This window comes from Priestia sp. J2 (assembly GCF_020790095.1).
In the GTDB taxonomy this organism is placed as follows: domain Bacteria; phylum Bacillota; class Bacilli; order Bacillales; family Bacillaceae_H; genus Priestia; species Priestia zanthoxyli.
This window is the reverse complement of the sequence record NZ_CP086208.1, coordinates 791,543-806,283: the sequence shown is the minus strand read 5'-3', so window position 1 is coordinate 806,283 and position 14,741 is coordinate 791,543. Positions and strand designations below refer to the sequence as shown.

Annotated in this window: 13 protein-coding genes; 4 read left to right on the top strand and 9 right to left on the bottom strand. The window is 38.8% G+C overall.

What is annotated here, in order from left to right:
- Nucleotides 1–26: 26 nt before the first annotated feature.
- Together LJY09_RS04200 and folP are read right to left on the bottom strand one after the other, a co-directional pair.
- A complete protein-coding gene (locus LJY09_RS04200) occupies nucleotides 27–221 on the bottom strand; it encodes a hypothetical protein (protein WP_013055532.1) in 195 nt (64 codons plus the stop codon).
- Between the two features lie 284 nt (nucleotides 222–505).
- Entirely contained in the window at nucleotides 506–1,354 is an 849-nt protein-coding gene (gene folP / locus LJY09_RS04195; protein ID WP_098113697.1) for a dihydropteroate synthase, read from the bottom strand.
- Nucleotides 1,355–1,707: 353 nt separating this feature from the next.
- Between folP and LJY09_RS04190 the strand changes: the two genes are divergently transcribed.
- On the top strand, nucleotides 1,708–2,694 hold the full coding sequence (locus LJY09_RS04190) for a S8 family peptidase (RefSeq protein WP_228307494.1): 987 nt from the start codon (nucleotides 1,708–1,710) through the stop codon (nucleotides 2,692–2,694).
- Nucleotides 2,695–2,791: 97 nt separating this feature from the next.
- Here LJY09_RS04190 and LJY09_RS04185 read toward each other — a convergent pair whose 3' ends face one another.
- Genes LJY09_RS04185 through LJY09_RS04170 form a run of 4 tightly spaced genes read right to left on the bottom strand, consistent with a single transcriptional unit; the run spans nucleotide 2,792 to nucleotide 6,488 of the window.
- Nucleotides 2,792–3,988: an ABC transporter permease gene (locus LJY09_RS04185; RefSeq protein ID WP_228307493.1), complete on the bottom strand. Its 1,197-nt coding sequence runs from the start codon at nucleotides 3,986–3,988 to the stop codon at nucleotides 2,792–2,794.
- Nucleotides 3,985–4,674 (bottom strand): ABC transporter ATP-binding protein, encoded by a 690-nt coding sequence (locus LJY09_RS04180; RefSeq protein ID WP_228307492.1) that lies wholly within the window; start codon nucleotides 4,672–4,674, stop codon nucleotides 3,985–3,987. The genes LJY09_RS04185 and LJY09_RS04180 overlap by 4 nt, the downstream gene beginning before the upstream one ends.
- Nucleotides 4,671–5,801, bottom strand: coding sequence for an efflux RND transporter periplasmic adaptor subunit (locus LJY09_RS04175; protein ID WP_228307491.1), 1,131 nt, complete (start codon nucleotides 5,799–5,801; stop codon nucleotides 4,671–4,673). The genes LJY09_RS04180 and LJY09_RS04175 overlap by 4 nt, the downstream gene beginning before the upstream one ends.
- Nucleotides 5,802–6,488, bottom strand: a complete 687-nt coding sequence (locus LJY09_RS04170; protein WP_028412096.1) for a YknW family membrane protein — start codon at nucleotides 6,486–6,488, stop codon at nucleotides 5,802–5,804.
- A 341-nt stretch (nucleotides 6,489–6,829) separates the two neighbouring features.
- On the opposite strand from LJY09_RS04170, the gene LJY09_RS04165 reads away from it, so the two are divergent.
- The 3 genes from LJY09_RS04165 (at nucleotide 6,830) to LJY09_RS04155 (ending at nucleotide 9,725) form a co-directional block, all read left to right on the top strand.
- Nucleotides 6,830–8,137 (top strand): homocysteine synthase, encoded by a 1,308-nt coding sequence (locus LJY09_RS04165; protein WP_028412095.1) that lies wholly within the window; start codon nucleotides 6,830–6,832, stop codon nucleotides 8,135–8,137.
- 98 nt (nucleotides 8,138–8,235) lie between these two features.
- Nucleotides 8,236–8,973 carry an ABC transporter ATP-binding protein gene (locus LJY09_RS04160; RefSeq protein ID WP_014461476.1) on the top strand — a complete coding sequence of 246 codons (738 nt, stop codon included), beginning with the start codon at nucleotides 8,236–8,238 and terminating at the stop codon, nucleotides 8,971–8,973.
- On the top strand, nucleotides 8,970–9,725 hold the full coding sequence (locus LJY09_RS04155; RefSeq protein ID WP_228307490.1) for an ABC transporter permease: 756 nt from the start codon (nucleotides 8,970–8,972) through the stop codon (nucleotides 9,723–9,725). The genes LJY09_RS04160 and LJY09_RS04155 overlap by 4 nt, the downstream gene beginning before the upstream one ends.
- Nucleotides 9,726–9,756: 31 nt before the next feature.
- On the opposite strand, the gene LJY09_RS04150 is transcribed toward LJY09_RS04155, so the two are convergent.
- The 3 genes from LJY09_RS04150 to ppc form a co-directional block, all read right to left on the bottom strand.
- Complete coding sequence (locus LJY09_RS04150) at nucleotides 9,757–10,764, bottom strand: aromatic ring-hydroxylating dioxygenase subunit alpha (RefSeq protein WP_028412092.1); 1,008 nt, start codon at nucleotides 10,762–10,764, stop codon at nucleotides 9,757–9,759.
- Between the two features lie 392 nt (nucleotides 10,765–11,156).
- Entirely contained in the window at nucleotides 11,157–11,600 is a 444-nt protein-coding gene (locus LJY09_RS04145; protein WP_014461480.1) for a hypothetical protein, read from the bottom strand.
- Between the two features lie 217 nt (nucleotides 11,601–11,817).
- Nucleotides 11,818–14,586, bottom strand: a complete 2,769-nt coding sequence (gene ppc / locus LJY09_RS04140) for a phosphoenolpyruvate carboxylase (RefSeq protein WP_155010419.1) — start codon at nucleotides 14,584–14,586, stop codon at nucleotides 11,818–11,820.
- Nucleotides 14,587–14,741 lie beyond the last annotated feature (155 nt).

Here is a 14,741-nt window from a genome sequence, read left to right as displayed (position 1 = left end):
AACGAACACGGAAGTGTTCGTTTTATTTATGGTCTCACTGCAATATACCATGCTACTCCTACAATTGATCCTATGAATACGACTCCGTAAATAATAGATAAATTCACTATACTTTTCTTTTTAGATTTCCCGTAATCTTCATCTACTTTCTTTGCAGCACTGATCGTACCTGCAAGGGCAGCAACGCCGATAATAATGACAAGAAGCAATGCTAATTTCATTCATTCTCTCCTCCATATTTCGGTGATTGAATAAGATTGAATACCAAGATATTATTTATTTCATTTTAAGCAGCACGATTTAATCAGAATATGAAAGCGTTATATCTTCTCTTTCTATCATAAAGCTAAATTATGTAAAATCAACCATCCAATCGTACATTATTTTCCTCCGCCACTTTACATACATAAAAAATTCCCGAGCTTCACTGCTCAGGAATCTTTACCTAATAGACATGACATTTTAAGGTTTTAAAATGACTTTAATGCAGTTATCTTGATGATTATTAAAACTGAAAGACATGTTTTCCTACCAGTACATCTGCCATCTTTACAAAGCGCTTAATTTCTAATACGTCATGAACCCGAACTATTTGTACGCCTTGTGCAATCCCAGCATATACAGTAGCTGCGGTTCCTTCCATTCTTTCCGTAGGAGGAGCATCGACTATTTGTCCAATAAATCCTTTACGAGAAGTAGCAAGCAGCACCGGATAACCCATATTCGTCAGCTGATCTAAATGCTGAATTGCTTCTACATTATGGGCAGCCGTTTTTCCAAAACCAACGCCTGGATCTAAAATAATTTGATCATCTCGAACTCCTGCAGTCTTTGCAATGGAGATGCTTTCTTTTAAATCACTTATCATATCTGTAATCAGATTTGTATAATTGGACTCATGGCGATTATGCATTAAAATAATAGGAACATTATAGTCAGCTGCAACTTGAGCCATTTTGGGATCAGCCTTTGCGCCCCATATATCGTTAATAATATGTGCTCCTGCTTCTAGCGCATGCTTGGCCACTTCCGACTTGTATGTATCTACGGAAATCGGCACCTCTACGCGCTTAGCCACTTCAGAAATAACGGGTACAATCCGTTTAATCTCTTCTTCATCGCTAATTCTTGTATAACCAGGACGAGTTGATTCTCCTCCGATATCAATGATGTCTGCTCCGTGCTTCACCATTTCCTCAGCATGAGCAACTGCTTTATCTACATCGTAGTATTTTCCGCCATCTGAAAATGAATCCGGGTTTACGTTTAAAATCCCCATAATAAGCGTACGGTCCGCATAATTCAGTTCATACTTTCCGCATTTAATGACGGATTGAGACGTTAAAGTTGACACTATACTCAGCCCCTTCGTAATTTGCAAATTGATGTATATTTATAAATATCATGTATTTTGAGAATGTCATACCGTTCGTAATTATATCAAAAGTCACCAGTTCTATGTTATTTTTCTTGGAGTTTCTTTCTTCTATAGTGTGAGATAAACATTAAAAGCGAATACACAGATAACATTAAAAATCTTTGTAGGGCTTGTCTTTAGGGTCTTTTTTCCTCTTCTCACATCTTTTATGAGTCTTTTTATTCAAAAAGAAAGGAATCGCATAAAAAGCGTTTAATTTATAGCAATAGTTGGGAATTTATAATTAAGCAACTTCCATTTTTATGGAATTCATTTTAAGGAGGATGACTATGACTCAACAACCGTTACAAGTCAAATTAATTCCTTATACAATTGAGTCGATTATCGACTCAACAAACGAAACGCCTAAAGGAGTAAGCTTAATTCAAGCGCCGTCTATTTGGGAACAAAGCAATCAAGGGGAAGGCATTGTAATTGCAGTTATCGACACTGGTGTTGACACAAATCATCCTGACTTAAAAGATTGTATTATCGGAGGAAGAAATTTCACTTCCGATCATAATGGAGATTCTTCTATATTTGAAGACAATAATGGGCATGGTACTCACGTATCGGGTACCATTGCTGCTGCGCTCAATAATGAAGGGGTAGTAGGGGTGGCGCCCAAAGCAAAAATTTTAAGCTTAAAAGTACTTACCGGTGAAGGATTTGGAAATTACGAATGGATTATTGACGCTATTAACTACGCCGTCGAATGGCGCGGTCCTAACAATGAGCGAGCGCGAGTTATTTCCATGTCACTGGGTGGACCACAAGACGTTCCAGAACTGCACAAAGCTGTTCAAGATGCTGTTAATAAAGATGTTTCTGTCGTTGTTGCAGCTGGAAACGAAGGCGATGACCGCGAAGAAACACTTGAATATTCGTACCCAGGAAGTTACAACGAAGTGATTCAAGTAGGAGCCGTAGACAGCAACCTAGACTTAGCTCCTTTTACCAATGTTAATGAAGAAGTAGACTTGGTCGCACCTGGTGTTGACATTATCTCTACTTATTTAGAAGGTAAGTACGCTACGCTTTCAGGAACTTCTATGGCAACTCCCCACGTTGCAGGAGCTGTAGCACTATTAATTAATTTATGTGAGAAAGAATTTGGACGTTCTTTAATTGAAGCTGAAATCTATGCTCAACTTGTAAGAAGGACGCTTCCTCTTGGATATCGAAAAAGCTCCGAAGGAAATGGATTTCTCATGCTTAATCTAGTGGAAAAAATACACGATATTATCAACGTAGCCCGCATCAATATTAGTAAGTGACAAATAAGAAAAAGCGGATCATATAATGGTCCGCTTTTTCAAAAATGATTGGAAAGCTTTTCGTCAGTTTGAAATAAAAACATGCAAATGAATGTCTCTATTCATACCTTAATGCTTCAATTGGATCTAGCTTCGCCGCTTTATTTGCAGGAAGCATACCGAATACAATACCAATCGTCATGGAGAACAATACTCCTCCGAGCACTACTTGCCACGAAATTAATGATGGCCATCCAGCAAATAATGAAACAAGAGCTGCCCCGCCTGCGCCGAGGCCAATGCCAAGCAAACCACCAATAAGCGTGAGCGTAATGGATTCAATCAAAAACTGAGTTAAAATTTGTCTTTTGGATGCGCCTAGTGCTTTACGAATCCCAATTTCCCTTGTGCGTTCCGTTACAGAAACCAGCATAATGTTCATAACGCCAATTCCTCCAACAAGCAGTGAAATGCCTGCAATTGAACCAATAATTGTGGTCATAATGCGCGTTACATTTCCAATACTATCTGCTATTTCTTCTAAGTTCTGCACTTGGTAAGCATCTTCCGCATCATGCAAGTTATTTAACAAATCCGTTGCGTCATTGCCTACTTTTTTTAGCTGATCAGAGCTTTTTGCTTGAACGCTAAGGTTTGTGTAGTCAAGCTTACCGAAGCTTGATTTATACGTATTGTCTGGAATATAAATAGTTGGCATTTCAAATGCCAAAAACCCCGTTGGCTTTTTTGTCACACCAACAATTTTGATAGGCTGTCCTTGAACCCATACTACTTGTCCAAGGGCTTCTTTTTTATCAAACAGCTCTTTTTTCATATCGCTTGTGATAACACCTACTCGATTACCTGATAAAAAATCAGAGCTGTCTAACATTCTTCCTTTTGAAACTTCCAGCTGATTAACTTCAATATACCCTTCATTAATTGCATTAACAGTCGTATCTGATTCCTTGTCTCTATATCTTATTCCCATTCCCATTGAGCTAGAAGCCACCACATTCTTCACGCCGGGAATAGTCGAAAGAGCTTTAATGTCATCCTCTGTAAAGATCGGCTCCCCCATCATTGAAAGGTCATCAGCTTGCATCTCGTCTTCAGGAGGCTGATAGTATACATCAACTGTATTGCTTGCTCCTGTTATTTCTGACTTAATCATCTGTTCTCCGCCTTGACCGATAGCAACAACGATAATAACCGCCCCTACGCCAATGATAATACCAAGCATTGTCAAAATTGAGCGCATTTTATGAGCAAGAACCGAGGAAAAAGCCATACGAATATTTTCTATTAAACTCATAAGCTATCGTTCTCCTTGTCGCTATGACTTAATACCTTACCGTCACGAACGATAACTGTACGCGATGTGTACTCTGCCACTTCAGGTTCATGAGTAATAACTACAACTGTTGTACCATCTGCATTTAGCTTAGAAAATTGCTCCATAATATCAGCACTCGTGTTTGTATCTAAAGCTCCTGTGGGTTCATCAGCTAAAATAAGCGTCGGATTGTTAACAATAGAACGAGCAATAGCAACGCGCTGCTTTTGCCCTCCTGATAGCTCGCTCGGTAAATGTTTCATCCGCTCACTCAGCCCTACTTTTTCAAGCGCAGCTTCTGCTCTGGCGCGTCTTTCCTTACGAGATACGCCGGCGTATACCATTGGAAGCTCTACGTTTTCTACCGCTGTTAAACGCGGCAACAGCTGAAATTGCTGAAAAACAAAACCAATATGAATATTTCTTACTTTTGCCAGCTCCTCATCACTATAAGTGGAGATTTCTTGTTCATTTAATAAATAGGAGCCTGAAGAAGCGCGGTCTAAACATCCGATAATGTTCATTAGTGTTGATTTACCGGAGCCTGAAGGACCCATAATCGCAACAAACTCACCGTCGTAAATCTTCAAATTAATATCTTTTAAAATTGGCACTTCCTCTTTGCCCAGATGATAACTTTTATGAATATTTACAAGTTCAATCATTGAACAGTCACTTCCGCACCTTCAGTTAAGTCCTTTGAAGGATTTGTAATGACTTTGTCTTTAGAAGAAACGCCGCTTTTGATTTCAATAAATTTATTTGTTGTTTCTCCAATCTTTACTTCCTTACGAACCGCCTTTTTATTTTTCACTACGTATACATATTTTTCTCCGTCTTCATTTACAACTGCTTTTATCGGCAGTGATGAAGCTTTTTTACTGCTTGTTTCAATCTCGAGCAGCAGCTTGAATCCCGGCTTAATCATCGTAATATCCTGGTCATCTACTTTTACTTCAATTGGATATTGATTAGCCGCATCATTGCCGGCTTCTGCTGATGCCTGCTGCTGAGGTAGATAGTCAATTTGTTTTACGCTACCTGCCCATTCTTTATCAGGCAAAACATCTGATGTAATTTTGACAGCTTGACCGGTTTTAATTTTTAACGCATCGTACTCAGACAGCACACCAGTAGCCAAGTATTCATCGGTATTACCAATATGTATAAGCGGTTTTTGAACGTCACTTGTGTTATTAACCGCTTCTTTATCTACTTCTAGCACCGTCCCATTAATATCACTCGCTACGTCTAAATTACGTTCTTTTTTAGCAATTGATTTGGCTTCTAGTTTGTTTCGTTCTAAGTCAATTTTAGCCGTTTCTAAGTCGAGGTTGAGCTGCGTCCGCTCTGTTTCAATTTGATCTTTCGCTTCTTGCTTACTCATTTCTTTTTCTAATTCTTTTTGTTTTTTATTTAAATTTGAGATTTGTTTGCTTACTGAATCAATTTGCAGCTGACTCGATTTTTTTTCTAGCTTGTTTTGTTCTTGCTCTAAATCAAGCGTATCGCTTTCGTACGTTACGAGAGAAGTTCCCTGCTGTACGCGCGATCCTTCCGTTACATGAAATCGTTCAACCTCGCCTTTTTCAGCGTCAAAGTAAACGTATTGCTCATCAGCAAGCTTTAACGTACCCGGAACCATCACTGTATTTCTTAACTTTTTTTCTTTTACAGTTGTTACTTGAACATCAACTGCTTTACCACCTACACTTTGTGCACGATATACATTAATCCCAATAACCGCAACAATAACAACTGTTACGGCTGTAATAATTATTCCTTTTTTCATTTACAACCCTGCTCCTTTAAGCGCTTCTGAAGCAGCTCCTCCAACTCCTGAAATAGCAGCTCCTAAGATAAATAAAACAATTACGGTAATAATTGAAGCAGCTTTTGATAAATTCGCTACTTTTTGCAGCCCGACTGCTGTCAAAATAAGTCCCCATATAGAGAAAATTTCGATTGAAGTAAATACGCCTCCAATAGCACCTTTAGCACCAACTAGCCCATTTAACGACGTCACATTCGCTGAAGTATGCGCTAATGCAGCGACTCCCGTATTAATTAACTGACCAATTGCTGTGATGAACGTAACAAACAAATTCATGCTAAACATTTGGCGATATGTTGTTTTTCCAGTCCCTAACTTTGCAATTAAAAACAAAATTAAACTCGTGAATGCCAGTGTAGCAACTATTGCAATCACTCCTCCAACCGTTCCGCCAATCATACTGAATATAGGATTCACTTCAATCCCAGCTTCTTTTTGCTGCTGTAATGTCTCTTGCGCTTGAGGGGTATAAACAGCTAGAAGCGTTGTTGCAAGTGTTAAAACAATAACAAGTAAAAGAGGTCCCCAGATGACCGGAGTGCTTTTCATTTTCTCAAACTGTACAACCGGACTCGTAATAAAACCAAAAATAGAAGGCTTTCCTTTCTCTTGAACTTCCGAAGATACATTGACTTCTGTGCTCATAATCAAACTCCTTTTATTTTGTTTCGTTAGTAGCTCTTAAGACCCACCTTTTACTATTTTTAAAGTCTTCTAGCAAAATTGGCTCTCTAAGAAACTCTCAAACACCTAATATTCTAACATAATTATACAAATTAATTTACATTTTTCTTACATTTAATATTTTTTATGGTATTTTTAACAATTAAAGAGATGTCTTAATGCTAAATTACATTATTAATCTTTTTTATATTTTCTAAATATTCTAATTATCATTTGACATCATTCAATAGAATTCGTATATTATGATTAAAGTTTATTATTCCTATGTTTTTTATAAGTTTTATATCCAAGGAGGAGTTTCAATGTCTGCTAAGAAACCATTTCGTCCTGAAACACAAGCGATCCATTCTGGTCAACAGCTTGACCCAGCTACTTTTTCGCGTGCCGTACCTATTTATCAAACAAGCTCATTTGGATTTAAAGATACGGAGCATGCTGCGTCTTTATTTAATTTAAGTGAACAAGGCTATATCTACACTCGAATTGTAAACCCTACTACGGACGTTTTTGAACAGCGAATTGCTGAGTTAGAAGGCGGAGTTGGTGCTCTAGGAGTAGCTTCAGGTCAGTCAGCTACTACCTTTTCCATTTTGAATATCGCTTCCGCAGGAGATGAAATTGTATCAGCAAGCAGTTTATATGGGGGAACGTATAACCTCTTTTCGTCTACGCTTCCTAAACTGGGCATTACCGTCAAATTTGTAAACGCCGATAATCCAGAAAATTTTAGAAGTGCAATCACTTCCAAAACAAAGGCAATTTATGCTGAATCCGTTGGAAATCCACAGGGAAATGTGCTAGACATCGAGGCAGTTGCAGACATTGCCCACGAACATGGAATTCCTCTTATTATTGATAATACTGTTCCAAGCCCTTACCTTCTTCGCCCCATCGATTTTGGAGCAGATATTGTCGTTCATTCTGCTACTAAGTTTCTTGGAGGGCATGGAACAGCAATTGGCGGTGTTATCGTAGACAGTGGAAAATTTAATTGGGAAGCGAGCGGAAAATTTCCAGACTTAACAACTCCAGATCCAAGTTATCATGGCCTCGTATACACAGAAGCTGCCGGTGAAGCTGCTTATATTACAAAAGCTCGCGTTCAGCTTTTACGAGATATTGGAGCTGCTTTATCACCTTTTAATTCCTTTTTACTTCTTCAAGGAGTAGAAACACTCCATCTGCGATTAGAGCGTCACAGCGAAAACGCATTAAAGGTAGCGAAATTTTTAGAGCAGCATGAATTAGTAGAATGGGTAAATTATGCGGGGCTTCCTTCCCACCCTTCCTATTCTTTGGCACAAAAATATTTGCCTAAAGGACAAGGAGCCATTTTAACCTTTGGTGTCAGGGGAGGAAAAAACGCTGCGGCTAAGTTAATTGATTCGGTTCAGTTATTTTCTCATTTAGCCAATATTGGCGACTCTAAATCACTCATTATTCACCCGGCAAGCACCACTCATCAACAGCTATCTGAAGACGAACAAAAAGCTTCGGGTGTGACGCCAGAACTCATTCGTCTGTCGGTTGGAACAGAAGCAATCGACGACCTTCTTGAAGATTTAGATTATGCCTTAAAAGCCAGCCAAAAAGTGAATACAACTGTTTAAAAGCTGTGGTTTTTCACAGCTTTTTTTTATATCGCCCAATAACTTTTTATACTTTCGCTTATGCTACAATAAACAAAACGAATGAAAAAGGAGTTACTATGAACACGTTCAATTCAATACCTGCCATTACATTTACAGACGTTCATAAAACATTTAAAGATAAAGAACATAGTGTTTTAAAAGGCATATCGGGTACAGTGATGCAAGGCTCGCTCGTCATGATGGTAGGACCATCAGGATCCGGAAAAAGCACCCTTCTTTCCATGTGCAATTTACTTTCTGCACCTGATGAAGGAAGTATTGAAGTATATGGAAAAGACATTAGCAAATGGAATATTTCTGATTTACGAAAAAAAGTGGGCATTGCTTTTCAATCAGCTCCTGTTATTGATGGAACAGTACGAGAGAATATGATGCTTGTTCAAAAACTGCATGGCAAACAGGATATTATGCCTGACGAACTCTGTGCCTTAACCGGCCTTTCCCCTGACTTGTTAGAGCAGGATGCAAGAGATTTATCCGGTGGTCAAAGACAGAGGTTATCATTAGCGCGCACGCTGTCGAACGGATCGGACCTTTTACTTTTAGACGAAATCACTTCCGCTTTGGATGCCACTTCTGCTCATGAAATTGAACAGCTTATTTCTCATTTACATAAAGAACAGAATAAAACGATTATTTGGGTTACTCATAACTTAGATCAAGCCAAACGTTTAGGAGAGGAAGTCTGGCTTTTAATGAACGGAGTGATTGTAGAAAAAGCGAAGACGGAGACCTTTTTTCATGCTCCTGTAAAAGCTGAAACAAAACAATTTATTGAAGGAGCCTTTCTATGAGTTCACTTTCACTGATTTTCACCATTGTTTTCGTTTTTATTGCTCTTTTTTTATCAAAATCTTTTCGTATAGGACTCGAAAAAGATATTATCATTGCGAGTATTCGAGCAGCCGTTCAGCTGTTAGTGATAGGATATGTTTTATCTTTTATTTTTGACGCGAATCACCCAGCTTTTATGATTCTCATTTTATTCGTGATGCTGACGGTCGCTTCCCAAAATGTTGTAAAGAAAAAAAAGCAGGGATTTAAAGCTTTCTTTCGTGTATTTGTCACTCTTTTTATTGTAGAAATCCTGACCCAAAGCGTTATGCTGGGCCTACATATTATCCCTGCTACTCCGCGATATGTCATTCCTGTCAGCGGTATGATTATTGGAAATTCGATGATTTTGGCCAATTTATTTTTAAATCGGTTAGACGCTGAAGTAAATAGAAGGCGAGACGAAATTCAATTGATTCTGGCGCTTGGCGGAACTCCTAAACAAGCTATTCATAGTATTTTAAATTCCGCAATCAAAGCTAGCATGATTCCTACTGTAGAAAGCCAAAAAACAATTGGACTCGTTCAGCTTCCCGGCATGATGACAGGCCAGATTATTGGAGGGGCAGATCCGATACAAGCAGTCAAATTCCAGCTGCTCATCGTTTTTACTATCCTAGCCTCTGCTACGCTTTCCTGCGTCATCTTAAGCCGCTTAACATATCCTACCCTTTTTAATAGCTATCATCAGCTTATCCGTGAACATACATAAAAAAGAAGAAAGGAGACTCCTTTCTTCTTTTTTATTGAGCAGCTTTTTTTAATCTTGTTCCTACGTCACTTCCAAAGGTCACTCCTAAATCACCGAGCCATCTTCTATAGGCAATACTCAGTCGGTCCGGATTCAAATGAAGCTCTGCTTGTAAGTCAAGCGGCAGCTCTTCGGGTTTTTGACTTTCTACAATGCTCGTATCTTGTTCAATAATAAGCTGCTGAAAATCACGGAAATATTGATCAGGTGCATCAAACGAATAGTTTCTAGAAACCAATGCAAACACAGTCGACTTTCTTTCCTCTTCAGGTAAAACCGCAAACAGCATCGAAAAGATTTCACCCGTTTCATAGTTCACTTTTTTCAACCTTGCAACGGCAGGACGAAGAATTTCAAAAGTATAATAAATAGTCGCAAAGTTACCCGTACCATCTGCATCTGCGTACACAGCGATTTCGTCAGAAATGTATCGGTTATCTTTCCAATGTACCTTATAATCAGGAATTTCGGCGTAATCCGAGTGTCCAAGGCTTCCTTCGTGAACAAAAGCCAAATGGCTTACATCTAGAAAGTTTTCTACGACACGAGGAGCTGCTGCCTGCAGAGTATGAGGATTGGCGCAAACCGTTTTAAATCCGGAGTTAAGGTATTCGTCATACTGAGGAAGAGGAATATCACTTGCCTCGCTGTTCATCTTCACCCATATAATCCCATACTTTTCAACGCAATCATATACCTGTGCTTTTGCTTTTGAAGGAATAGCTCTTCCCGGCGGCTGTTGAGGAATTTTCACACAAGCCCCGGCACCATCGTATTTCCAACCGTGATAAGGGCACACAATGCAATCATCTACTACTTTCCCAAGAGATAACGCTGCACCGCGATGGATGCACAAATCTTTAAATGCTTTAATGGCATTAGTTGTGCGAAACAGCGCAACTCGCTCTTCTAAAATCGTTACTTGCAAGGGCTGATCTGTTAAATCATGTGAATAAGCTGCAGGCAGCCATTCCTTAGCCAATACTAAATCTTTAATCATCTGCATCGCCTCCGTACGATAAGTGAATTTATTTCTTGTTTATAAAAAAAACCGCAGAAATAGAAGGAGTTCTTCTAATTCCGCAGCTTTTTCGTTCCGTAAAACAGACTATAAGCGCGCGAAGATTCTACATAATTGCAGATAGAGCGACCTTAGCACTTCATCTACAATAACAATACGTATTCATCGCTATTTTTTTAATCTCAATACCTAACCCTTGCATATTGAATAAAAAGCGGCCAGCCGCTAAAAGCTTTTCTGTCCACTGATTTCTCTTATTTTTACTTTATCAATTTCCCACTGAAAAATCTCTTGCTTTGTAAGCATCTCTCACATAATTTTTTCGGTTAAACGAATAAAAGCTGCGGTTTTTAAAACCGCAGCTTTCTTTATCATGAGCTCATATAACTGGCTGTATATTTTTTCGTCTGTTTTTGTATTTCTTGATTTAAATGTTTGAAAAATGAGAGCGTTTCTTCATAATCCGTCGCTTTTTCATGAAACTTCAATGTAAGATTTTCTTCAAACAACGTTTCTCCTTGATGACCGACCGCTTTTAGCTGAACATCTGTAACAATACCTTGCGAAATCGAACATAATAAATAATTAAAGCAATGAACCGGAACGATATGCATCAGATGGAAATCATCAATAGTTCTATCACTTTTTGTTTTCTTAAATTCCACAGTGAGTTCTTCCGGATGAATAAACACATTTATATGCTGTTTGGACAAACAAGTAGGATTCATTTTTTGTGTATACTCACAAAATTCCAGTCCAATAAATACAGAATTCTCGGAGTCAGCTTCAATGAAGATTTGCGAATTTTTTACCATTGTCCTCGTCCTCCATATTCAATCTAGTTACCCCACCACTGGCACTTGTTTGTAGAATATTACCAGTTCTTCTCTATTTTATCACTGATTTTTCTCAGTGCCTATTTAACAGACGGAAGTTCTCTTTAAAAGAGAAGGAACTGACAGGCAGTTCTTTATGTGAGAAGAATGAACAAAAGACACCTCTTTTGTTTTATTGAGGTGTCTTTTGGTATCATCAGCCTGTGTTACGCAATCCTGCTGCAATGCCGTTAATCGTTAATAATGCTTCTTTTAAAAGTTCTTCATTTAACGTTTCAGCCTCATCTTCACGCAGCTTGGAAATAACCTTAACTTGCAAGAAGGTTAGAGGGTCCACATACGGATTTCGTAATTTAATAGATTCTTTAATCGTAGGAAGATGATCCATTAATTCTTTTTGCCCCGTGATTTGAAGAATCATTTCTTTCGTAACATTATACTCTTTTTTAATAGCGGTAAAAATCCTCTCTGAAATAACCGGATCTTGTACCATTTCTGTGTATTCTTTTGCTGCCATTAAATCTGCTTTTGTTAAAGCCATTTGCAGGTTATCGACGGTCGAGCGGAAAAATGGCCATTCTTTATACATTTGCTGAAGAAGCTGTATATCTCCGGATTTCTCTACTAAATGCTGTAAGCCCGTACCTGCAGCGTACCAGGCTGGAAGCAGCTGTCTGCTTTGCGTCCATGCAAATACCCATGGAATTGCTCGCAAGTCTTCAAAGCGATCACTTCCTTTTCGACTCATTGGACGTGACCCAATATTTAAAGCCCCGAGCTCAGGAAGAGGTGTAGCTTGTTTAAAGTAGGTTAAAAAGTCTGGATCGTTGAAAACAAGCTCTTGATACTTACGTAACGAAGCAGTTGAAATCTCGTCCATTGTTTCTTCCCATTCATGTGTGCGAATATCACATTGTTCAGCTTCTTGAGAAACATTTGCTGCCGCTGTAAGAAGAGCTGAGACCGCTTGTTCAAGGCTTCGGTAAGCAATGTCATATAAAGAGTATCTAGAAGAAAGAACTTCTCCTTGCTCTGTAATTTTAACACCGTCTCCTAGCGTCTCAACAGGCTGAGATAAAATGCTTCGGTTTAACGGACCTCCTCCTCGGCCTAGTGAGCCGCCTCGGCCATGGAAAAACTTCAGACGAACTTGATACTTCCTCGCCATATCGTGAATTTCCTGCTGCGCTTTGTAGAGCTTCCAATTAGCGGTAAGCGTTCCGCCATCTTTGCTTCCATCTGAGTAGCCAAGCATGATTTCCTGCAAATCCTTCTGTTTTCTTAAGTGCTCTCGATAAAAATCTAATTGAAATAGCTGTTCCATAATCTTAGGACCTGCTGTGAGATCATCGATCGTTTCAAGCAGCGGAGCTATATTTAACTTGCTTTCAATGCGGCCATCTGCATGAAGGCGGTAAATACCCGCTTCTTTGGCAAGTACCATGACTTCTAACAAATCACTTGCAGACTGCGTCATACTGATTAAGTAGACTTCAATGGATCTTTCTCCAAATTCTTTATGTGCTCGATGTATCATGTTAAATACTTCAATTACTTGCTGCGTTTCTTTAGAGTAATTCTCTACAAACGATAGCACAGGTCTTGGGTCTTGAAGAACTTTCCCTAGCAGCTCAACTTTTTTCTCTTCTGTTAACGCTGAATAATCTTCAGCTAAAGAAACAGCATGGAAAATTTCTTTGATTGCCGCTTCGTGTTCTCCGCTGTGATTACGGATATCAAGCGTTGCTAAATGAAATCCAAACAGCTCAACTTGGCGAATTAATTTACACAAGCTTTTCAGCTGATAATCTTGAGGCTGATGCTTTTGCAAGCTATCTTTGATGAGAAACAAATCTTGTAAAAGTTCTTCCGACCTTTGATAACCTGCTTCCGACTCTCCGACTAAATTTAATTTATGAAGCATAATCGTAAGCTTGCAGCGATATACTTCGTGTTTGATTCTCCATCGCTTTTTCTCAGGCAGCAGCGATATTTCTTGATTAATAGAATTAAGAAGGTTATCTGAAACCGCGACTCTTTTTGTAGACTGACTTAACCTTTGTCTCAATTGAGTAAGCGACTCTTTATATTTACGAATAGCTAACTTCCTTTGTTTGACAAGCGTTTGCCACGTTACTTTAGGAGTTACGTTTGGATTTCCATCTCGGTCTCCGCCAATCCATGAACCAAATCGAAGAATATTAGGCACTTTCCAATTTTCTTCGGGGTAATTCTCCTGCAATGAATTTTCCAATTCCTGATGAAGTTGAGGAAGCACTTCAAATAACGTTTCATCAAAATAATATAATCCATTGGATACTTCATCCATTACGGTTGGCTTGCGATCTCGCAGTTCATTTGTTTGCCATAAAATCAACACTTCGCTAAACAGTCTTTCTTCAATTTCTGTACGTTCACGTTTTGTTAACGTTGGATTATCCAAGTTTTTCAGAAGCTCAGCCATTCGTTTATGAATATCAAGGACACTTCGTCTAGTGGCTTCTGTTGGATGTGCCGTGATGATAAGCTCAAGTGATAAAGTTTGAAGCAAATTAGCAATTACATCTGGCGCCACGCCATTATTTTTAAGCGAAACAACGGCGCTTTCCAATGAACCCGGCTGCATAATAGAATCTTCTTGCTGCTGATATTCCCGTCTGCGACGAATTCGATGATTTTGCTCTGCAATATTAACTAAATGAAAATAAACGGCAAACGCCCGAATAACCTGCGCGCGCATCGGCTGTTCAAGAGTAACGATTTCATTTTTTATTTCTTTATAGATGGCTTCATCTTTGTTTTCTCTAAGTGATTTTGCCACTTCGCGTATTTTTTCTACTTTGTTGAGCAGTTCTTCTCCACCTTGATGAACCAGAACTTTCCCTAACAATTGACCGAGAAATTTTACATCACGGCGCAGGGCAGTGCTGCTGTTTTGTCTTTCTGCTGCTTCTACTGTTACCATTAGACACGACACCTTCCTTTATAAATGTTGTACTTTTTAAACTTTTTAGAAAATTATATTAAATTCATATTACCATGAACGAAAATAAATTTCATATAATTTTGTTTCCTCCTCTCGATTAGGAGGAAAGATTCATCAAATATAAAAAAGAGGAT